The organism is Pyxidicoccus sp. MSG2 (assembly GCF_026626705.1).
Lineage (GTDB): Bacteria > Myxococcota > Myxococcia > Myxococcales > Myxococcaceae > Myxococcus.
This window is the reverse complement of record NZ_JAPNKC010000001.1, coordinates 8,176,639-8,197,866: the sequence shown is the minus strand read 5'-3', so window position 1 is coordinate 8,197,866 and position 21,228 is coordinate 8,176,639. Positions and strand designations below refer to the sequence as shown.

Annotated in this window: 18 protein-coding genes; 10 read left to right on the top strand and 8 right to left on the bottom strand. The window is 70.1% G+C overall.

Annotation, left to right across the window (positions count from 1 at the left end):
* Window positions 1-14: 14 nt before the first annotated feature.
* Entirely contained in the window at window positions 15-1,541 is a 1,527-nt protein-coding gene (locus tag OV427_RS32175; protein WP_267860032.1) for an MBL fold metallo-hydrolase, read from the bottom strand.
* A complete protein-coding gene (locus tag OV427_RS32170; RefSeq protein WP_267860031.1) occupies window positions 1,538-2,833 on the bottom strand; it encodes an HD domain-containing protein in 1,296 nt (431 codons plus the stop codon). Before OV427_RS32170 ends, OV427_RS32175 begins: the two co-directional genes overlap by 4 nt.
* Window positions 2,834-2,981: 148 nt before the next feature.
* On the opposite strand from OV427_RS32170, the gene OV427_RS32165 reads away from it, so the two are divergent.
* From OV427_RS32165 to OV427_RS32145, 5 genes are all read left to right on the top strand, one after another.
* Entirely contained in the window at window positions 2,982-4,061 is a 1,080-nt protein-coding gene (locus OV427_RS32165; RefSeq protein WP_267860030.1) for a D-alanine--D-alanine ligase family protein, read from the top strand.
* Complete coding sequence (locus OV427_RS32160; protein WP_267860029.1) at window positions 3,973-4,440, top strand: GNAT family N-acetyltransferase; 468 nt, start codon at window positions 3,973-3,975, stop codon at window positions 4,438-4,440. Before OV427_RS32165 ends, OV427_RS32160 begins: the two co-directional genes overlap by 89 nt.
* A 64-nt stretch (window positions 4,441-4,504) precedes the next feature.
* Window positions 4,505-6,016 (top strand): transglutaminase-like domain-containing protein, encoded by a 1,512-nt coding sequence (locus OV427_RS32155; RefSeq protein ID WP_267860028.1) that lies wholly within the window; start codon window positions 4,505-4,507, stop codon window positions 6,014-6,016.
* 133 nt (window positions 6,017-6,149) lie between these two features.
* Window positions 6,150-7,403, top strand: a complete 1,254-nt coding sequence (locus tag OV427_RS32150) for a hypothetical protein (RefSeq protein WP_267860027.1) — start codon at window positions 6,150-6,152, stop codon at window positions 7,401-7,403.
* A gap of 148 nt (window positions 7,404-7,551) precedes the next feature.
* Window positions 7,552-8,865, top strand: coding sequence for a polysaccharide deacetylase family protein (locus OV427_RS32145; RefSeq protein WP_267860026.1), 1,314 nt, complete (start codon window positions 7,552-7,554; stop codon window positions 8,863-8,865).
* Window positions 8,866-8,939: 74 nt separating this feature from the next.
* On the opposite strand, the gene OV427_RS32140 is transcribed toward OV427_RS32145, so the two are convergent.
* The gene (locus tag OV427_RS32140; protein WP_267860025.1) at window positions 8,940-11,033 is read right to left on the bottom strand and encodes a thioredoxin domain-containing protein; all 2,094 of its coding nucleotides are present in this window, start codon (window positions 11,031-11,033) and stop codon (window positions 8,940-8,942) included.
* Between the two features lie 148 nt (window positions 11,034-11,181).
* Here OV427_RS32140 and OV427_RS32135 point away from each other — a divergent pair, with 148 nt between their 5' ends.
* The 4 genes from OV427_RS32135 to OV427_RS32120 are packed head-to-tail and all read left to right on the top strand — an operon-like array spanning window position 11,182 to window position 14,456.
* Window positions 11,182-12,141 (top strand): prenyltransferase, encoded by a 960-nt coding sequence (locus tag OV427_RS32135; protein WP_267860024.1) that lies wholly within the window; start codon window positions 11,182-11,184, stop codon window positions 12,139-12,141.
* The gene (locus tag OV427_RS32130; RefSeq protein ID WP_267860023.1) at window positions 12,138-12,863 is read left to right on the top strand and encodes a ferrochelatase; all 726 of its coding nucleotides are present in this window, start codon (window positions 12,138-12,140) and stop codon (window positions 12,861-12,863) included. Before OV427_RS32135 ends, OV427_RS32130 begins: the two co-directional genes overlap by 4 nt.
* Window positions 12,860-13,756, top strand: coding sequence for a prenyltransferase (locus OV427_RS32125; RefSeq protein ID WP_267860022.1), 897 nt, complete (start codon window positions 12,860-12,862; stop codon window positions 13,754-13,756). Before OV427_RS32130 ends, OV427_RS32125 begins: the two co-directional genes overlap by 4 nt.
* Before the next feature lie 7 nt (window positions 13,757-13,763).
* A complete protein-coding gene (locus tag OV427_RS32120; RefSeq protein WP_267860021.1) occupies window positions 13,764-14,456 on the top strand; it encodes a lycopene cyclase domain-containing protein in 693 nt (230 codons plus the stop codon).
* Between the two features lie 4 nt (window positions 14,457-14,460).
* Here the strand turns inward: OV427_RS32120 and OV427_RS32115 are convergent, their stop codons facing one another.
* Window positions 14,461-15,795 (bottom strand): replication-associated recombination protein A, encoded by a 1,335-nt coding sequence (locus OV427_RS32115; protein WP_267860020.1) that lies wholly within the window; start codon window positions 15,793-15,795, stop codon window positions 14,461-14,463.
* Between the two features lie 33 nt (window positions 15,796-15,828).
* On the bottom strand, window positions 15,829-16,455 hold the full coding sequence (locus tag OV427_RS32110; RefSeq protein ID WP_267860019.1) for a YigZ family protein: 627 nt from the start codon (window positions 16,453-16,455) through the stop codon (window positions 15,829-15,831).
* A 143-nt stretch (window positions 16,456-16,598) separates the two neighbouring features.
* Here OV427_RS32110 and OV427_RS32105 point away from each other — a divergent pair, with 143 nt between their 5' ends.
* Window positions 16,599-18,611, top strand: a complete 2,013-nt coding sequence (locus tag OV427_RS32105) for a hypothetical protein (RefSeq protein ID WP_267860018.1) — start codon at window positions 16,599-16,601, stop codon at window positions 18,609-18,611.
* Here the strand turns inward: OV427_RS32105 and OV427_RS32100 are convergent.
* Genes OV427_RS32100 through OV427_RS32090 form a run of 3 tightly spaced genes read right to left on the bottom strand, consistent with a single transcriptional unit; the run spans window position 18,601 to window position 21,220 of the window.
* A complete protein-coding gene (locus tag OV427_RS32100) occupies window positions 18,601-19,317 on the bottom strand; it encodes a TenA family transcriptional regulator (RefSeq protein ID WP_267860017.1) in 717 nt (238 codons plus the stop codon). The two genes, OV427_RS32105 and OV427_RS32100, sit on opposite strands and share 11 nt — an antisense overlap.
* Window positions 19,287-20,207 carry a GNAT family N-acetyltransferase gene (locus OV427_RS32095; protein ID WP_267860016.1) on the bottom strand — a complete coding sequence of 307 codons (921 nt, stop codon included), beginning with the start codon at window positions 20,205-20,207 and terminating at the stop codon, window positions 19,287-19,289. Before OV427_RS32095 ends, OV427_RS32100 begins: the two co-directional genes overlap by 31 nt.
* Entirely contained in the window at window positions 20,204-21,220 is a 1,017-nt protein-coding gene (locus OV427_RS32090) for a DUF3419 family protein (protein WP_267860015.1), read from the bottom strand. The genes OV427_RS32095 and OV427_RS32090 overlap by 4 nt, the downstream gene beginning before the upstream one ends.
* Window positions 21,221-21,228: the final 8 nt, after the last annotated feature.

Below are 21,228 nucleotides of genomic sequence, written 5' to 3'. Positions count from 1 at the left end.
GGGGCCCGTTGCGACTACACGCGGAAGTACTGGAGCGACTCCTCGCGCACGCGTCCCTCTTCCATCAGCTTCTCCAGCGTGGCCAGCGCGCTGCGCTCGGCCACCGGGTGCAGGAGCGGCGGCGTGTCCGCGTACGCCGTGGACACCACCTGCGCCAGCGTGGCCCCCTCCGGCGGCACCGCCTGGAGGATGAGCGACTCACGCAGGGCGCGGTGGTTCAGGTACTCCTGCAGCTTCGCGGGCCCGTCCGGCATCGGAGGGCCATGAGCGGGGTACAGCGTCGTCACGGGCAAATCCCGCAGCCGCGCGAGCTGCGCCAGGTACTCGCGCATGTTGCCCTCGGGCGGGTCGATGACGATGGAGCCCACGCCCGCCACCATGTCCCCCACCACCGCCGCCCGGCTGCGCTCGTCCACCAGGCAGAGGTGGCCCCGGGCATGGCCGGGCGTGTGCAGCACACGCCAGCGCTGCGGCACATCGCCGGCCAGTTCCAACACCTCGCCATCCTCCAGCAGCCGCTCCACCGGGAAGTCCAGCCGGTCCGCCGTGAGCGCATGGCACCACAGCGGCACGCCCAGCCGCTCCTTCACCGCGCGCGCCCCGCCGACGTGGTCCCCGTGGTGGTGGGTGAGCACCACCGCCACCACCTTGAGGCCCTCCGCCTTCAGCCCCGAGAGAAGCGACAGCAGCTTCGCGTACTGCTTCACGTCCGAGGCGCCCGGGTCCACCACCAGCAGCTCGCCGTTGCCCAGCACGTACGCATTCGTGTGCGCGGCCGGCGGCAGCGTGGGTGTCTCCAGCGCCATCACCCGCACGCCCTGCTGGAACTCGATGCGCTGGGCGACGTAGCCCGGGCAGAACGACGGCGTCATCATCCGCGCCCGTGCCTCCGCCTCGTCCGTGAAGGCGCCGAGCACCTGGAAGGCGTGCAGCGCGGGCGGGTGCAGGAGTGCCGTGCCGTCCCCCCAGCGCGCCAGCGCGTCCGCGGGCGTCACCCATGCGCCTTCGGACAGCTCCCCGGGCCACCACTCCGCCCGCGAGTGCTCCGGCGCCTCCACCAGGTAGAAGCGCGTGTCGAAGCGCACGGGCAGGGACGGCGGCGTCACCCACCGGCCCGCGGCGCGGAAGTCGTCCGCGCGCAGCTCCAGCCCCTCCGCCTTCAGGATGTCACCCCAGCCCCGCTCGCCCGCCAGCAGTGCCTTGCGCAGCTCCGTCAGCCGCTCCGGGGAGAGTGCCTCCGCGCCCTCGGCCACCAGCACGCCGGCCTCCTCGAACAGCTCGCGCGCGGCGGCCGAGCGCAGTGCCGCCTCCTCTCCCGTCGCGCCCCGCACGGGGACCTCGGCGTCCGCGGCGTCCAGCTTTCCGCCCGGGAAGGCGTAGAAGCCGCCCGCGAAGGCGAGCTGCTTGCCGCGCTTCACCCAGTACACCTCCACGCCCGCGCCCGTGCGCCGGTAGAGCACCGCCACCGAGGACGGTCGGGGCTCGACGGGGGTGTGACTGGTGTCCAGGCCGAGGCCCAGACCGGGGAGACGCTCACTCATGGTTGCACCGTCTGGCCGAGGAGCCGGCCCATCAGCTCGTGTGCCTTCTCCGCCTGGTCCGGCCGCACGTACAGCCGGCTGAGGCGCACCGCGCCACTGTAGCGCTGATACAGGGGGGTGTAGCGCGCCACTTCCGTCAGCCGCCCGGTGGAAGCGTCGATGATGAACAGGCTCGGCCCCTTGCTCCCCGCACCGGAGGCGTACTTGCTGAGGACGTTCATCGACTCGACGACGTAGTGCTCGAAGTTGTGCGTCACCAGCGCACTGCGCAGGACGTCCAGGTCGTACCCCGTGTCGCGCTCGGTGAACTGGGCCAGCAGCTTGAAGCCCTGCCGCCGGCTGATGCGCTCGGCCCAGCGATTCTTCGAGCGGCGCAGCGTGTACCAGAGCGCCGCGTCGTCGCAGAGGAGGAAGTCCTCCATGTCCGACGGAATCTCGAACTCGCCGGGCGACTCCTCGTAGTAGCGCCGCAGCATGTAGTCGAAGTTCACCGACGTGTGGTGCAGGTACACCGACACGAACATGTGGTAGCGGCTGAGCAGGAAGTCCTCGAAGGCGAACGCCGCCGCCCGGCTCAGCGCGAGGTACGCCCGCCCGTCCTTCACCGCCGGGTTGAGGTTGCCGATGATCCAGTCCATGTCGTACCGGCCGTAGTTCACTCCCGTGTAGAAGGAGTCCCGCAGCAGGTAGTCCATCCGGTCCGCGTCCAGCTCCCCGGACACAATCGCGCGCAGGAGCGGCGTCCAGTCCACGCCCTGGTGCGTGAAGCCCGGGTCCTTCGGCGGCTTCGCGCCGGAAATCAGCGCCACGGCCGCCATGGGGGTGATGCCCAGCGAGCCGAAGTGCCGCTCGATGATGGGCGTCAGCGAGCTGTCGAGCAGGATTTTCGCCGTGTAGTCCTCGTGGGTGGCCTGCTCGCCCTCCGCCGCGGCGTCCAACCAGGAGGGCAGGCGCAGGAGCGAGCGCTTCGGGGCGATGCGCTCCGAGGCATGGGACAGGGGCATGTGCCCCAGGTCGTGGCAGAGCACCGCCAGCCGGACGGCCGCGCAGAAGCGCTCCCGCACCTCGTCCGGCAGCGACGAGCGCGAGGCCACCGCGCCGAAGACGCGCGAGGCCACGTGCATGGCCCCCAGCGAGTGGATGTGGCGGGTGTGCGTGGCACCCGGGAAGGCGAGGTCTCCGAAGCCCAACTGGCGCACGTAGCGAAGCCGCTGGTAGTGCCGGCTGTCGATGACGGCCTTCTCCGGGTCGCTCACCGGAATGGTGCCGTGGATGGGGTCGCGGATACGCATGGTTCTCTTTCCATACTCCTGGATACCTCTCCGGGAGGTAGCCAACCGTACTTCATACCCCTCCGGGAGGTAGCCCAGGAGGTAGCCAACCGTCATCCACGGACTGGGATCAATCCGGGGGACGTGCTAACCCTTCGCCCACCTCCGAATGCACATCATTTTGCTGCACAACCGCGACCACGACCTCCTCGAGGACGACCCCGGACGGGAGGCCCGCGAGGATGTCGTGCGCGTCGCCTCGGCCCTGGCCGAGGCCCTCTCCCGCGGGGACACCGTCGCCGAGCCGCTCGCCATCGAAGGCGACCGGCTGGACTTCGTGGACACGCTGCGCCGGCGCCAGCCGGACCTCGTCGTCAACCTCTGCGAGTCGCTCGCGGCGGACAGCCGCGGGGAGATGGCGGTCCCCTGCCTGCTCGACGCGCTGGGGCTGGCCTACACCGGCTCGTCCGCCCTGTCGCTCGGGCTGGCGCTCCACAAGCCGAAGGCCAAGGAGGTGCTGAGCGCGCGCGGCGTGCCCACCCCGCCCTTCCGCGTGGTGCAGAAGCTCGAGGACGCGCTGGCGGTGGACCTGCCCTGGCCCCTCATCGTCAAGCCCGCGCGCGAGGACGCCAGCGTGGGCGTCACGGCCGACTCCGTCGTGTACGAGCGCGCCGCGCTGGTGCGCGCCTGTGACGCGGTGCTCCGCACCTTCCATCAGCCGGCCCTCGTGGAGCAGTTCATTCCCGGGCGCGAAATCTACGTGCCGCTGCTGGGCAACCAGCCGCGCCAGCCACTGCCGCTGACAGAGATTCACTTCGGCCGTACCTTCGAGGAGCGGCCGAACATCGTCTCCTACACCGCCAAGTGGGAGCCGGAGTCGGACGAGTACCGCGACACGACCAGCGGGCCCTGCCAGGTGGACGTGACGCTGGAGGCGCGTTGCGTGCAAGTGGCGCTAGAAGCCTTTGCAGCACTGGACTGTCAGGACTATGGACGGGTCGATCTCCGGGTATCCCCGGAGGGCGTGCCCTACGTCATCGACATCAACCCCAACTGTGACCTTCATCCGAGCGCAGGGTTCGCCAAGGCCGCCAAGGCCGCTGGAATGGACTATGCGGCCCTGGCGGCCCGGCTCGTGGAGGTCGCTCTCGAGAGAGCACATGGACATCCGGCCACTCGTCGCAAAGGACAAGGAGCCCCTCGCCGCACTGATTCGAAAGATCGAAACCTTCTCGCCGCAGGAGGTTGAGGTCGCCATCGAGCTGGTCGGCATCGCGCTCACGCCGGGCAACACGGACTACTCCATCGTCGTCGCGGACCGGGGCGGTCAGCTCGTGGGCTACGTCTGCTACGGCCCCACGCCGATGACGGAGGACACCTACGACCTGTACTGGATTGCCTCCTCGCCGGAGGTCCGGGGCCAGGGCGTGGGCGCCGCGCTGGTGTCCGCCATGGAGGGCGACATCCGCCGCCGCAACGGTCGCCTCATCCGAGTGGAGACGAGCGCCACGGAGGCCTACGGCCCCACCCGCGGCTTCTACGCCTCCATGAAGTACGGCGAGGAGGCGCGCATCCGCGACTTCTACAAGGTGGGGGACGACCTCATCATCCTCACCAAGCGGATGTAGTCCCGGAGGGCGCGGCGCGGGGCGGTTGAAGACAACCGCCCCTTCCCTCGTTAGAAGGGGCGTGATGACCCGCCCGCTCCGCCTGACGTCCCTCGCCGCCGTGTCCCTGTGCGCCCTGCTGACGGGCGCGCCGCCTGTCCTCGCCCAGGCCCCCGCCAAGCCCGCGGTGTCAACGACGGCCCCGGCGAAGGCCGAGCTGTCGGACGTGGTGAAGGCCCCCCGCCCGAAGGGGGGCGAGTACTTCGGCCTCTACCTCATGGACAAGAAGGTGGGCTGGCTCTTCACGGACGTGGAGCTCCTGCCCGGCGAGCCCGCGCGGGTGAAGGCCACCAACCAGCTCGTCTTCAAGGCCATGGTGGCCACGCGCGTGTCCGAGCGCGTGCACCGCGAGGAGCGCGTCTACGAGGCGAAGCCCGGCGGGCGCCTCCTGTCCTTCACCGTGACGCAGAAGGGGGACGGCGGAGACCAGATGCTGGAGGGCACCGCCATGCCCGACGGCATGCGCGTGGTGCGCAAGCGCCCGGGCCGCCCGGACGAGGAATTGCCGAAGCTGCCCACCCCGCGGGAGCACGTGGAGGACTCGGACCCCGCGCGCGTGGCCCTGCTGCGCAAGGCGAAGGTGACGGGCTTCACGCTGGACGGGTTGGATTTGGAGACCTACGGCCTCACCACCACCGTGGAGCCCCCGGAGCAGCGGGTCATCAACGGGGTGAAGGTGAAGCTGAGCCGGGTCAGCTCGCTGTCGGAGAAGGAGAAGGTGCCCGTCACCTCCTTCATCACCCAGCGCGGGGAGACGGTGCTGGTGGACTTCGGCCAGACGATGCAGGCGCGCAAGGAGACGGAGCCCGTCGCCAAGCGCCTGGACCTGGTGGAGGTGTTCGGCCTCACCCGCGTGGTGCTCCCCAAGCCGCTGCCCGAGTCCGCGCGCGCGGTGCCCGGCAAGGTGACGCTGGTGGTGCAGGGGCTGCCGGAGAAGTTCCGCGAGGAGACGTACCGGCAGCACTTCAAGCCCCTGCCCGACGGCAAGGTGGAGGTGACGCTGTCGGCGGCGGCGCCCGCGGAGAAGGCCCGCAAGCCCCGGCCGCTGGCGGACCCGGACGGGGGGGAGAACCTCAAGTCCTCCATCATCGTGGAGAGCGACGCCCCGGCCATCCGCGAGCAGGCGAAGAAGATTGTCGGCGACGAGAAGGACGCATACCGCGCGGCCCAGAAGGTGAGCACCTGGGTGGCCACGAATCTGGAGAAGGACTACGGGGCCAGCGCGGACCGGGCCACGGACGTGCTGAGCCAGCGGCGCGGGGACTGCACGGAGCACTCGCTGCTGACGGTGGCCCTGCTGCGCGCGGCGGGCATCCCCGCGCGGCGCGTGGACGGCGTCATCTACATGGTGAACCAGGACGGCGTGCCCGCCCTCTACTGGCACGAGTGGGTGGAGGCCTACGTGGGGGAATGGACCCAGATGGACCCCACCTTCAACCAGGTGGTGGCGGACGCCACGCACTTCGGCTTCGGCGAGGAGGGGAACGCGGAAATCACCCCCCTCATCGGCGCGCTGAAGGTGACTGACGTGAAGTGAGCGTCCGCATGCACCGGCGGGCCGGGTGACCCCGGCCCCGGGGTGTGGGCGCCCCGTCCAGAAGCCCACTGGCCATACGTTGACACTTCGACTATTGAGCGGCCCTGCCTCAACACACAGAGGGGGGCAATACATGCAGAAGCTGAAGAAGGCGTTCGTGGTGCTCACGCTGGCGGCGGCCACGGGCTGCAGCAGCGGTGGCGAAGGTCGCGTTGTCGGGTTCGTGGTGGATGGCCAGAGCGGCCAGCGCATGAACTTCTTCCAGGAGAACGACGGGAAGAACAACCTCGACGACGACGACGCGTCCAAGTCGCAGGTGTACGCCGTCATTGGCGGCGAGTTCCGCCGGGCGAAGCCCTGTGGCGAGGGCGACCTGACGAAGGAGAACAGCATCGAGGCGGACGGCTGCTACCAGATTGAGGGCATCCCGCTGGGCGAGGAGTTCCCCATCTTCGCGCAGGCGCCGGGCTACGAGCGCTTCATGGGTCGCTACACCATGCAGACGTGGAACAACGACTTCGAGCAGCAGGGCGCGCAGGAGGTGGTCAACCTCCGCATGTTCCCCACGGGCTTCGCGGTGGACTACCGCTTCCTGGTGAATCTCAACGGCCGCGCGGTGCCGGACGTGAAGGTGAACTGCCAGTACCGGCTGGACCAGACGAACACGCTGCAGACGGCGGGCAGCTTCCTGCCGCCGGAGGCGACGGGCAGCACGACGGTGAGTGGCACCACGGATGCCAACGGCGTCGCGGTGATTCCGGGCGCGCAGCTCGTCAACGGCGCCTCGTACCACTGCGAGGCGGTGCTGGGCGGCGCGGTCGACGGCCGCGTGCTGTCGGGCCAGTCGGACATCGTCGCGGGCATGAGCCAGCCGGAGCAGGCGATGGCCATCAGCGCCCCCGGCGCGACGGACCAGAGCTTCTACGCGGTGTTCTCCAACGCGGATGACCCGGACGCGCTCCTGGGCAACGCGGGCAAGCTGGTGGTGACGTTCAACCGGCCGGTGGAAGTCGCGCCGCGCACGGCGGACTGCCAGGTGGCGCAGCTGCTCACCACGGACATCGACGTCGACGGCAACATGGGCCGCTTCGTGACGGACCAGCCGAACAACAACGCCTCCGAGACGGTGACGACCGAGGTGTCCGCGGACGGCCTGACGCTGACGGTGGGCTTCAAGACGCCGGAGACGCCGTTCGACTCTGACGACCGCAACACGCTGGTGCGCTTCAGCGGCATCATCGTGCGCCCGCGCGGCGCCGTGGACAGCATCAACGTGCGCTACATCGGCGCGCTGGGTGCCTGCACGGAGGCCAACGTGTACGGCAATGCGCAGCAGCTGCGCAGCGTGCGCTCGGGAGCCCAGTCGAGCACCATCCGGCTGTTCTAGTCCTCACTCACACACGTGAGTGACACGCGGGGCGCGGGGCCGGGAAAAGGCCTTCGCGCCCCGTGTGCATTTGGAGAGAAGCATGTGCCCGTGGCGCCCCTCATGCCCAACTTCAGGCTGGTCCGACATCGCCACCTGAGGGGGCACCATGGAAACCACCACTCGCGCGCTGGCGCCGGGTCAGGTCATCGTCTCGCTGAACTTCGATGACTGTCTGGCCAACCAGCTCCAGGCCGCGTCCATGCTCGAAGCACGGGGCATGCGCGGCACCTTCTACATCAACAGCGCCAGGCTGGGCATGTCCGGCCGCCTGACCCTCACCCAGGTGCGCGCCCTTCGGGACGCCGGGCATGAGATTGGCGGCCACACGCTGACCCACCCGCACCTCACTGAGCTCTCCGCGGACGACCAGCGCAGGGAAATCTGCAACGACCGGGTGGCCCTGCTCAACGCCGGCTTCCGGGTGACGTCCTTCGCCTACCCGTTCGGCGACAAGGACTCCGTCACGCGGCAGATTGTCATCGACTGCAACTACAACTCGGCCCGGGAGAGTGGCGGCCTGCGCTCGCCCGGCGGCAGCAGCAGCAATCCCTACGGCGAGCCCGTGCCTCCCGCGGACGCCTACGCGATTCGCACGCATGGCTCCGTGCAGAGCACCACCTCGCTCGACACGATGAAGGCCTGGGTGCTCAACGCGGAGAACTCCGGCGGCGGATGGATTCCCATCGTCTTCCACCACATCTGCTCGCCGTGCGACCCGCCCCAGCAGTACTCCATCTCCCCGGCCAACCTGGCGGCGTTCCTCGACTGGTTGGCCCCCCGCGTCTCGCGTGGCACCACCGTCGCCCTCATGGATACCGTCATCGGCGGCGCCCTGAAGCCGCCCGTCTCCTGGCCGCCCACGTCCTCGCAGCTGTTCCAGAACCCATCGCTGGAGGCGGACAGCAACGGCGATGGCACGCCGGACTGCTGGCAGCGCGGCGGCTTCGGCACCAACACCTTCACCTGGACGCGGACGTCGGACGCGCACAGCGGGAGCTGGGCGCAGCAGGTGCGCATCACCAGCTACACCAGCGGCGACCGCAAGCTCATCAGCCTGCAGGACAGCGGCACGTGCGCCCCCGCGGCCACCAGCGGCCACCGCTACCGCATCTCCGCCTGGTACAAGGCCACCACGTCGGTGCGCTTCAAGGCGTACACCCGCGACAGCTCAGGCGTCTGGGACTACTGGACGCAGGGCCCGCTGCTGCCGGCCGTGAGCAGCTACACCCGCGCCGAGTGGACGACGCCGGGAGTGCCGAGCTCGGCCCGCCGGCTCAGCCTCGGCATGTCGATAGACCGGGTGGGCACCCTCACCGTGGACGACTACTCGCTCAACGACATCGACGCGACGACGGCCCGCCCGGCGGACTACCCGCGCGCCGAGGAGGAGGAAGAGGCCGCGGCCCCGATGTCGCCCTGAGCACGCGACGCTGAGTTCCCTTCGAGGCCCTGAGCGTCGCGCTCGAGGCCCCGTCGGAGCCAGGAGCGAGGCGCTCAGGCCCCCGTCGGAGCCGCCGCCAATCGCTGGGCCAGGGCCTCGGCATCCGTGAGGGGCCGCTCGCAAACGAAGCCCCGGCACAGGTACGCCGCGCCCCTGCCGCCCACCGGCTCGCGGCCTTCGAAGATTTCCTTCAGCAGCGCCGGCACCGGCGCTCCCGGCTCGCGCCAGCCGAAGGCGAACGTGGGCGCATACACGCGGTTCGCCGAGGCCAGCAGCGGCGCTACCGCCTCGCGCGCGCCGGAGAAGGTGACGCCCGCCGCGCCGTCGAGCAGCGCATCCGCCGCCAGCCCGAGGTAGCCGTAGCCCATGGCGTTCTTCACCAGCCCCTCGCGCATCCGCGCCACGTACTTCTCCGGCAGCTCCAGGTGCCGCTTGTCCCCTGTGAGCGCCGCCAACTCCACCTGCGCCTCCGTCAGCGTGGACGCGCCCGAGGGGAAGGCGTTGTCGAAGAGGCCGTACGTCGCCACCACCAGGTCCTTCTGCCCGCGAGGCGCGGTGAGGTAGGCCGCCTTCTCCGCGTCCCAGAACAGCTCCACCGCCCGCCGCACCAGCGCCTCCGCCGCCTCCAGATACTTCACGTCGAAGGTGGACTGGTAGAGCGCGGTGAGCCCCGAGGCCAGGTCCCCGTAGTCCTCCAGGAAGCCGTCGATGCGCGCCTGTCCGTCCTGATACGAGCGCGCCAGCCGCGTCCCGTCCCATAGCTTCGCGAGCACGAAGTCCGCCGCGGCTGCCGCCCGGCGGGCCCAGTCCGGTCGCTCGAAGACGCGCGCGGCGAGTGCCAGCCCGCGAATCATCAGCCCGTTCCAACCCGAAAGAATCTTGTCGTCCCGCCCCGGCTTCACCCGCTGCTCGCGCGCGTCGAAGAGGGTCTGCCTCGCCGCGGCCAGCTCCCGCTCCACATGCTCCAGTGACAGTCCGCACGAGTCCGCCAGCTCCGCCGCGGAGGCCACGACTTCCAGCACCGTCGTGCCGTGCTCGAAGTTGCCCGCGGGCGTGACGCGGAAGTGGCGCAGCACCAGCTCGGACTGGGACTCCGGCAACGCGGCCTGGAGCTGCTCCGGGCGCCAGACGAAGAACTTCCCCTCCTCGCCCTCGCTGTCCGCGTCCTGGGCCGCGTAGAAGGCGCCGCCCGCGTCCGTCATCTCGCGGCGGACGTACTCCACCGTCTCCTCCGCCACCTTGCGCCACAGCGGCCGGGGCTCCACCTGCTGCGCCTGCGCGTACAGGTGCAGGAGCTGCGCGTTGTCGTAGAGCATCTTCTCGAAGTGGGGCACCAGCCACCGCTCGTCCACCGAGTACCGGTGGAAACCGCCGCCGAGCTGGTCGTAGATGCCGCCCAGGGCCATGCGCTCCAGCGTGCGGAACACGCCGTCCTTCAGCGGCGCCCCACCTGCGCGACGCCACCCGCGCAACATCAGCGCGAGGTTCATCGGGTTGGGGAACTTGGGCGCACCGCCGAAGCCGCCGTGCACCGGGTCCACCTGCTGGGCCATGGACCGGGCGATGGCCACCACGTCGTCGGCGGACAGCGCGCCGGGCGCCGCATCCAGGCCGTAGGAGGCCAACTCGCCCAGGCCCTCCTCGAAGAGGCGGGCCTGCTTCTGGATTTCATCCTGCTTGTTCACCCACGCGTCGCGCAGCGAGGTCAGCAGCCGGGGGAAGCCGGGCCGGCCGTACTTGTCGTTCGGAGGGAAATAGGTGCCACCGTAGAAGGGCTTCAGGTCCGGCGTGAGGAACACCGTGAGCGGCCAGCCTCCGCCCTGCCCCATGAGCTGCACCACGCCCTGGTATATCTGGTCGAGGTCCGGCCGCTCCTCGCGGTCCACCTTGATGTTGATGAAGCCCTCGTTCATCAGCCGGGCCGTCTCCGGCGACTCGAAGGACTCGTGCGCCATGACGTGGCACCAGTGGCAGGCCGAGTAGCCCACCGACAGCAGGATGGGCTTGTCCTCCGCCTTCGCCCGCGCGAGTGCCTCCGCGCCCCAGGGAAACCAGTCCACCGGGTTGTGGGCGTGCTGGCGCAGATAGGGCGAGGGCTCCTGGCCCAGCCGATTGGCGGGACCGGAAGGCGAAGTCGGGGCGGCCATGGGGACTCCAGGGAAGGGGCCTCTCCCCGAGATAGGAAGCGCCCCGAGTGCGAGCAAGCACAAAGGGTTGGCGGTTGCGGAAAGCGAATCATTGACGCTACCCACCAGGAGGGCAGAACCTCCGAGCCTCGGGAGAGAGTCGGGTCGCATGCACGTCGAGACCATGGGCCTTGCGGAGCGGTGGTGGTACGCCCTCAAGCCCGCGAGTTGGCCGAAGGTCTTCGTCCCCGCCCTCTTCGGGCAGGCGGTGGGCGCCGCCCATGCGGGACGCCTCTCCGTGGGCGCGCTCGCCTTCGGCGTGCTGTGGATGGTGGCGGACGTCGCCTTCATCGTCCTGCTCAACGACTGGGGCGACCGCGCGGTGGACGCGCTCAAGCGCCGCATGTTCCCCAAGGCCGGCTCGCCCAAGACGATTCCGGACGGCATCCTCCCCGCGGGGGCGCTGCTCGCCATGGGATTGGGCGCGGGCACGGTGGCGCTCTTGATGGCCATGGTGGCCGGTGCCGCCCTGGAGCGCCCGCTGCTGGCGCCGCTCGCCGCGCTGGCGCTGTTCGTCTTCATCGCCTACTCGCTGCCGCCGTTGCGGCTCAACTACCGGGGCGGTGGCGAGGTGCTGGAGATGGTGGGCGTCGGCGGCGTGCTCCCCGCGCTGCATGCGTATGCGCAGTGCGGCCAGTGGGCGCCGACGTGGCTCGTGGCGCTGGCGCCGGGCCTGCTCGCGTTGTCGCTGTCGAGCGCCCTGGCCAGCGGACTGTCCGACGAGGAGAGCGACCGCGCCGGAGGCAAGCGCACGTGGGCCTCGGTCCGGGGCAATGCCTCCGCTCGACGGGGCTCGGAGGTGCTGCTGGTGCTCGGCGCGCTCCTCTGGCTCGCGGCGCCGTGGATGGCTCGAGTGGCCTCGCCGCTCACCGTCCTTCCCGCGGCAGGGGTGGTGCTCGCCTTCGCGGCACGCGTGCGCAGGCAGAGCCCTGGCGCGGTGACGAACGCCTTCGGCGCGCAGTCCGCGTACAAGCTGGAGCTGCACCGCGCCATCTGGTGGGGGACGCTCGCGTTGTCCGGACTCGTGCTGCTCGGCGGCCTCGGGCTGCTCGGAGGGGCGCCGGCATGAGGAGGCTGGAGAACACGCTGCGCTCCCGGCTGGAGCGCCTGGAGCCGTTGCTCGGCGCGCGGGCCTCGCTCGCGCCGGACCGCGCTCGCGCACCGACACCGTGCGAGCTGGCCGAGCAGCTGACCACGGACCAGGGCGACGAAGCGCGGCTGCGGGCCTTCACCCAGGGGCTCTGCGACATCGTCGAGGCGCTCGCGGAGGACTTCCCGGACAACATCTTCTGGGACCTCGACTATCCAGCGCGCTGTCTCTGGGAGGCCGGAGCACCGCACGACATGGAGGCCTTCGCGCGCCGGGTGGTGGCCCTGTGTCGTGGCTTCGGCGCCCGGTCCGCGCTGCGCTTCCGGTACGCGCACGACTTCGTCTTCGGCTACGACTGGGCTCGATGGGTGATGCGCGAGCCGGAGCAGCGCGCCGCCATCCGCCCCTTCGATGCCACCTTCCTCGACTACCTCGAAGGGCGCCGCCAGGAATTGCTCGCGCTCGTCGCCAGCAATGACGCGAAGTATTCGCGGCTCCAGGGCGCGGAGTTCCGCAACCCCTTCGGCTTCTCGCGCGAGCCAGACGAGGAGACGCGGCTCCACCAGACGCTCGCCCGGGAAGACCTCATCCCGGTGAAGGCGTGGCGGCTGGATGGAGACCCCCGGTGGCACCTGCCCTTCGGGGACCTGCGCACGGAGGCGGCACTCCGCCTGGGCCTGTCGCGGGGCCGCACCTCATGACGGCCCTTCGCGCCTGGCTGCAGGCCTCGCGGCTGCCATCGCAGTCGTACATCGCTCTCCCGCTATTGCTCGGGCAGCTCGTCGCCGTTCGCCTCACGGGGCGCTCGCTGGACGTTGCGACGCTGCTCGGCGTCCAGCTCTTCGGCGTGCTGGACCAGCTCTTCATCGTCTACGCCAACGACTGGGCGGACCAGGAGACGGACCGCCGCAACCAGACGGCCACCCTCTTCTCCGGCGGCTCGCGCGTGCTGGTGGAAGGGCGGCTCTCGCCCCGGGCGCTCGGCACCGCGGCGCTCGGCTGTGCCATGGGGCTGGTGGCGGTATCCGTGGCGCTCTCGGTGACGCGTGGGGTGCCGCTGCTGGTACCCCTGGCGCTGGCGGCCCTGGCGCTGCTGTGGGCCTACAGCTACGCGCCGCTGCGGCTGTCCTACCGGGGCGGCGGTGAAGTCCTACAGATGGTGGGCGTGAGCGGCGTGCTCCCGCTCTACGGCTACCTCGCACAGGGAGGAGACCTCGACCGCTTTCCCTGGTGGCTCGTCGCGTGCCTGCTGCCCACGCACCTGGCCTGTGCCATCGCCACCGCGCTGCCCGACGAGCCGTCCGACCGGGAGAGCCAGAAGCTCACGCTCCCCGCACGCGTGGGCGGTGAGCGCGCCGCGTGGGTCATCCTGGCGCTGAACGCCGTCACGTTGGTGCTGGCTCCCCTCGGGCTGGAGGCCGTGGGACTGCGCGCGGACCCGTGGCTGCTGGTGCCCGCGCTGGCGGCGCTGGGCGTGGTGCTGGCCCGGCCCGCGCCTCCCGGCTCACGGCGCATCCTGGTCCGCGTGGCCGCCGCCATCACCGCCACCACGGCCATGGTGGCCCTCCCGCTCGTCGCCCTGGCGCTGCGTTGAGGCCGCCGTGCCCTACGAGTTCCTCGTCCTGTCGGTGCTGTCCCTGGTGCCGGGGAGCTGCGTCTGGCTCACCCGTCCGGACCTGCGCCCGCTGCTGAAGCGGGTCGTGGTGGTGTCCCTGCCCTTCGCGGCGACGGAGTGGCTCTTCTATCCGGAGTACTGGACGCCCCGCTTCCTCTTCGGGCTGGCGGACCGCCTCGGCTTCGGCATCGAGGACGTGCTGTTCGTCGCGGGCCTGGGCGCCTTCTCCTCCACGGCCTACGCGGTGGCGTTCCGCCGCACGCTCGTGCCTCACCGTGGGCCAGTGAGGGCCTGGGCGCGAGCCGTGGGTGCCTTCGCGCTGGCCATGATGGTGACGGGCGTGCTGCTCGCGGCGGGCCTGTCCATCCTCTACGCGGCGGTGGCGGCGATGGTGTCCGTGTCCTCGGCGCTGCTGCTGTCGCGCAGGGACCTCGTCGTTCCCAGCCTGCTCGGAGCCTTGGTGTCGGCCGTCATCTACCTGGGCCTGTGCCTCGTCTTCGGCGCGCTCGTGCCCGGCGTGTTCGAGCGCACCTGGAGGCCCAGCCTGCTGCTGCCGGGCAGACTCCTGGGCGTCCCGCTCGACGAGGTGCTGTATGGGCTGGGCGCGGGCTTCGGTGCCACGGCCATTCCGGCGTGGGCCTTCGGCTGGCGCTTCGTGCCCCTCCCGCGAAGAGCATGAAGCGCTACTCGTCCTTCGCCGCCTTGTCGTCTCGCCACCACTGCGTCATGCGCTCGTGGACCTCCGCCTCGTAGCCTTCCTTGCTCGGGCGGTAGAAGACAGCGCGCTCCAGCGGCGCGGGCAGGTATGTCTGCCCCGGCGCGTAGTGGTCCTTGAAGTTCCACGGGGGCTGGTAGCCCTTCCCGTGGCCCAGTTCCTTCATCAGCTCCGTGGGCGCGTTGCGGAGGTTCAGCGGCGGCGCGGCGTTGGGGTGCTGCTCCAGCGCCTCCATGGCGGCGTTCATCGCCTGGTAGGCGCGGTTGCTCTTCTTCGCCGTGGCCAGCGTCACCACCGCGTGCGCGACGAAGAGCCGCCCCTCCGGCAGGCCGATGGAGTGGAAGCCCTCCTCACAGGCCCGGACGATGGTGATGGCCTCGGGCATGGCCATGCCCACGTCCTCCACGGCAATCACCTTGAGGCGGCGCCACAGCGACACGACGTCGCCCGTCTGCAACAGCTTCGCCGCCCAGAAGATGGCGCCCTGCGCGTTGGAGCCACGGCAGGACTTCTGGAGCGCGCTGAGCAGGTCGAAGTGCTCGTCCCCGTCCTTGTCGTGACGAGACAGGCTGGTGCCCACGGCCTCGCGCGCCGTCTCCACCGTGATTTCCGCACCGTCGGCGGAGAGGTTGGCCGCCAGTTCCAGCGCCCCGAGCGCCTTTCGCACGTCGCCCGCGCCGCCCTTCGCCAGCAGCGTCAGCGCCTCCTCGCCCAGCGTCAGTTTGCGCGTCCCCAGGCCCCGCTTCTCGTCCGTGAGCGCCCGGGTGAGAGCGCGCTGGATGTCCGCGAGGGTGAGCTCCTTGAGCTGGAAGACGCGGCACCGGCTGATGAGGGCGGGGCGCACCTCGAAGCTGACGTTCTCCGTGGTGGCGCCGAGCAGGACGAGGAGCCCGCTCTCCACGTGGGGCAGCGCCTGCTCCTGGACGTTCTTCGCCCAGCGGTGGATTTCGTCGACGAAGAGGACGGTGCGCCGGGAGTAGCGGTTGCGCTGGAGCTCCGCCTCGGCCACCACCTCGCGGATGCGGGGGATGCCGTCGGACACGGCGGAGAGGATGACGAACTCCGCGTCCACGCTCGACGCCAGCATGCGTGCGAGCGTCGTCTTGCCCACGCCCGGTGGCCCCCAGAAGAGGGAGGAGACAATCGACTTGCGCTCCATGAGCTGGCGCAGCGGCGCGCCGGGACCGAGCAGGTGGGACTGCCCGATGAAGTCCTCGGGCGTGCGCGGGCGCATCCGCTCGGCCAGGGGCGCGAAGCGGTTCATATCGACGGAGGCGGAGAAGAGGTCGGGACCTGCACTCATCGTTCCGGAGGCTCTCCCCTGCGGGCCCCAGGGTCAATCTTCGGACTCCACCGGCTCGATGAGAACCTGGCCCTGAGTCAGGTCGGTCAGCGCCGTGCGGAACGCGTCCACGCGGGTGACGGGCAGCTCGAACCGGTAGCCCACCGTGGCGGCGTACTCTTCGGACACGACCTGGGCCTCGTACTCGGGCAGGAGTCGGCGGACGCCGTCGATGCTCGCGTACTCCAGTTCGACGGCGAGTCGGACCTTCCGCACACGCTCGGTGGTGGGGAGGCTCTCCAGCGCCTGCTGGACGCAGCCGGTATAGGCTCGCACCAGTCCGCCCTTCCCGAGCAGCGTGCCGCCGAAGTAGCGGGTGACGACCACGGCCACGTCCCCCACTCCTCCGTGCAGCAGCGCCGTGAGCATCGGCCGGCCCGCCGTTCCGTGGGGCTCACCGTCGTCGCTCATGCCCACCTGGGCCGTCGAGCCCGGAGGCCCCACGACGTACGCCCAGCAGTTGTGGTTCGCGTCCGGGAATTCGCCGCGGACGCGGGCGACGAAGGACTTCGCCTCCTCCACCGTCGGCGTGTGGGCGGCGGTGGTGACGAAGCGGCTTCGTTGGATGTCCTGCTCCACCCGGTGGAGCCCCGCCGGGATGGGGTAGCGCCTGTCGTCCATTGAGTGCGTGGCCGCACTCTCTCACACGACGAGCAGCGCCCGAAGCCGCAAAGCCTCTCACCTCCACCCAGGCGATTTCGGTACCCATATGCAATGGTGTTGCGAGATAAACCCCGGGCCTTTCCCAACCCGAAAGCCATCTCATGAGAGCCCCCCTGCTGTACGCGTCCCTGACGGCGAAGCCTTGCCGAGGTCTCCTCTTCCATACCCTTGCACTGCTCATCATCCTGAGAGGCGGCCCCGCACAGGGCGCAAGTCTTTCCGCGCCGCCGGCCACCCTGACCTCGACGACGATGTGCGCCCGCGTCCTCGGCACGGCTGGCTTCCAGCGCGCCTTCTGTGCCCCGGGCGCAGTCGGCGCCACGTGCGTCGGCGACACCGCCCGGACCTGCACCGATGACGGGAGCACCCTCTCCCCCCGCTGGTATCAGGCCGCCATCAACTGGGCCAAGGCCCAGGGGCACTCACGGGTCGTGCTGGATCCAGGCACCATCACCATCTCGGATGCAACGAAGCTGACGTGGGGCTGGCCCTGGAACGGAGGAGGGTTCGGGCTTCACGTCCCAGCGGGCATCCACCTCGCGGGCACGTCGCTGGCGGCGCCCACGGTCATCAACGTCGACCACCACACGACGAGCCTCAGTGCGCTCGTCTACGTCGCGGGAACCGGCGCCCAGGAGGGCCTGCTGACCGACGCGAGCGTCTCCAACCTGACCCTGGTGGGCACGACCGACTCCGGCTACAGCCAGGGCGAGCAGTGTCCGGGCCGCGCCGCCACCCTGAACTCCATCCTCGAATTGGACGGCAATGAGCCCGCCTCGCCCCCGGCCACGCCCTTCGCCCAGGAACCCCACCCGCGCCGATGGACCGTGGGCGTCCAGGTCGAGCACGCCCAGGCCACGGGAGGTCCCGCCGTGAGCGTCCATCACCTGCGCATCGCGCACCTCGGGGCCGGCGTCGCCTATGGCTGGAACACCGCCCAGCAGAAGGAGGACCCCTCCTGCCAGACCACGCCGGGCATCAAGATTTCCATCACCGCCGCCGTGTACATCCCTCCGATCCTGGGGATTGCGGAGAGGTACGCCTGCCCCGAAGGCGCGAAACTCAAGTTCCTGAGCCTCCGGTCCGACGCCGCACTGTGCCAGCCCTCCGCCTGCATGGCCGACGGCAACCTTCCGCCGGGTGCGTGCCCGCCCCCGCCCGACCTGGAGCCGGGCCAGACGGTCCCGGACCGCGCGATGTGCATCCTCGTCGAGCCCACGACGGAGTTCGGCCCCCGGCGCTACTGCACGAACCAACCCTACGAGTTCGTCGGCAACCCCAGCGCACGCTCGCAGGTCCACCACAACTCCATCTGCGACGTGAACGTGGGAATCAACATCGTGGGCGGCAACGTGGACGTGTCCAAGAACATCGTGATGCGCGCCCCCAGTGACCCGCCGCGCGACGGCGTCTTCGGGCTGAGCACCGATGGACACCTGCCCTATTCCAGCTCCACCACGCACACCGAGAACTTCGTCTCGGGTTTCACCCTGGGCTTCCTGACGGATGGGAGCCAGTACACCGTGGTCGAGCCCTGCACCCTGCAGCGGCTGATTGGCTATGGCGCCAAGGACTTCGGCAACTACCAGCACGTGCTCGACCTGCAGCAGTTCCTGCTCGACAACGCCCAGAGCTACTACGCGCAGACCGACCCGCTCCGCGGCTTCATCGACCACGTGTACGTCCGGGACAATCGCTTCTACAAGAACCCTGGCGGCATCACGTTCTACCGCGTCAACTGGGGCTTCGTGGGCTTCAACGTCATCGACTCACAGCTCCCGCCGACGCAGCGCAAGCTGGGGGTCATCCTCGACAACACCATCAACAGTTGGGTCTACGGGAATACCATTCGCGACTACCTGAGCAGCCTCGAGGTGCGCGGGACGCCGGAACACCAGTCCACGCTCGGCTCCTGCTACAACGGCAACCACGTCTACTGCGGCGTGCCGGGCTGCTCCGACTGGGCCAGCTACCCCAACGTGTTCTCGGGGAGCGAGGAAGTGGACGGCACGGTCTGCAACGTCGCGTACACCAAGAAATACTGCGCGGACCCGACGTCGGCGCCCTCGCCCACGTTCCCCACGGGCGTCGAGCGGCAGTGCTTCACGTACTGACCGAAGCGCGGCGGCCGCGCGCCCGGTACAGGTCTTCGTAGAGGCGCAAGAAGAGGTGCCCGCCCAGGAGGAGACCCTGCTCAATCTCCTCCGCGGTGCGGGCATCCGCGCCATACGGCCCGTCGAGCTGGCGGTAGAAGCCCTCCGCGTGTTCCTCGTCGAGCGTCGCGTGCGTGGGGTAGTGCACCACCTGCGCGGTGTCGAGCCACCCCCGCGAGACGATGCCGCGTCCCAGCTCCAGCGAGATTCCGCTGAACAGGTCCTCGATGATGCCGAACACCGCGAGCCCGGTGAGCGTCGAGTCGAACGCGGCCAGCCCTGTCAGCGCTGCGTTGAAGGCACGCACCTCCGGCCAGGGCACTCGCCCCACCCGAGCCGCCTCCACTCCGAGCCTCTCCAGAAGAAGCCGGAACGTGCGCTCGTGACCGTGCACCAGATTGCCCCGCCCGTGCTCGTCGAAGACGTTCTCCACCAGCGGGAGCCGCTGCTCGGGCCAGGGCAGCCGGCTGACGAGGATGGCCATGGGCCGCGAGAAGTGAGCCACCGCGCCGAAGAACTGGACCTGCGTCTCCACGAAGTCGTCGCGCTCGAAGGTGCCGTCCCGCAGCGCCCGCAGGTAGGGCGCGTCCAGGGCATTCCACTCCGCCTTCAGCCTGGCGATGCGCTGGCGCAGCTTCAGATTTCGGACGAGGGAAGGTGCACCCATGCTGGCGCTTTCACCGGAAAGGAGAGGTCGAGTGAATAGACAGTACACATCGAGTCGGCAGGAAGGCCCGCGCCGCGCAGCCAGGCGACGTGGTCCTCCAGCCGCTCGTCGATGCTGAAGCAGGCCAGCGCGTCCGTGCCCCGCTCCACCAATTCCTCACCACACGCGCGCAGGTACGCCGCATGGCCGTGCGTCCAGGCGCCCGGAGGCGCGGCCAGGTGGACCAGCGGCCAGGGGCTCCGGGTCGACAGCCGCTGCAGGTCCTTGGCTCCCGCCGTGCTGCACCAGCCCGCTCCTTCCAGCCTCCGCCCGGGGGCCGGCCCCAGGCACAGCCCGTCCCCCATGGGACGCCCGGGGCCACCTCGGGGTTCCAGCGTCGCCAGCCTCGCGGGAGGCACGAAGTAGAGCGCAAGCCTGCTCGCCGGCCGCCCCATCCGCAGCGGATTCCAACCTCGCGCGGTGCGCATCACGTCCCCCCGCGCGCCTCGCATCGCGGCGCCATACAGGAACCGGGTGCGGCGCAGGGCGGGAATGCGGAACAGGTGCGTGAGCCCTTCGAAGATGAGCCTCCGCGACAACCCCTGGCCGCGCGCGTGCTCCACCAGCTTGAGGTCGCAGATGTAGAGCGCGTCCAGCGCGCGGCTGCCGCGGAAGACCTTCCGGGCCACCCCGGTGACAGAGCCCAGCAATTCATCACCGCGCAGGGCGAGCAGGAAGTACGCGTCCCCCATGGACGAGAAGAACGGGTGGTATTCCGGCCCGTGGTCGATGAAGAAGTGGTCCGCTCCATCCGCGAGCGGATAGAGGATGCCCTGCTCCAATCGGCGCAGGCGCTCGACATACGGCCCGAGCGAGTCGGGCCGGGCCACCACGAAGCGCACGCCACTCATGCGCGGAAGCCGACTTCGATGCGCTCGTAGAAGAGGCTGCGGTCCCTGGCGAGAAGCTCCGCTCCGAGCGCGTCGTCGAACTCGAACGCCGGCTCGAAGAAGCGCCGGAGGTTTCGCTGGTTGTTGAGCTGCCGGCAGACCACTGCGCAGCCCGGCCGGGCCTCGCGGGAGAGCAGCGTCGCCCAGCTCGCGACGAGCGTGTCATCCGACCAGTCGAAAATGTTGGAGAGCGAGATGACGTCGAAGCGGCCCAGCCCGGGGACGTCGGGCAGCGAGCCCTCCACCAGCGTGAGCGGCACGGGCTTGTCCGCGCGCAGGTACTCCGGCGCGTCCTCCGCGCGGTACTGGCCGAGCAGCACGTGCTGGAGAAACGGGTTGCGCGGGGCGTCCTCGCGGCGGAGTCCCCGCTCGAAGACGGCCTGGAAGTAGCCGGGGTAGGAGCCGGGCGCCGCGTGCTGCGTCGCCGCCGGGCCGAACATGGCGTGGAGCAACGGGGCCGCGAGCGCGAGCTCGAACGCCACCGGCCAGTACGGCGAGCCAAACCAGCGGGCGAGCAGCGCGCGTCGCTCCGTGTCGGGCGTGGCCGGCTCGAAGAACGCCGCCAGCTCCCGCGCGGGTGCGACGAACTCCTCGAGGAAACGACGGAGCGTCCGGAAGAGGCCCTCGAATTCGCCTCGCTGGTTCAGCCCGGAGGGGTCCGCGCTGCCGACGTTGAACCGCTCCAGCGGCTCGCTTCCAAGAGCGGCGGCCTTCTCCCGCACATGGGCGAGCTGGCGCGGGTTGAAGTCGAAGCCGACCAGGTCCAGCCCGGGGTGACGCCGCGCCAGGGTGAGGAGGGTGCAGCCACCGGAGGCCACCGTGAGGACGGCGCGGGCCTTCGTGCGTTCGACGAGCGCCAGCTCCAGCTCGGGGTCTTCACGAACGACGGCGAACTTCAGTCGGTACGGCGTTGAGCTCACGGGCAGGCGGGACGGCGAGAGGTGGCGTCGACGGAAGAGCCGACTGTATGGCATGGTCGTCT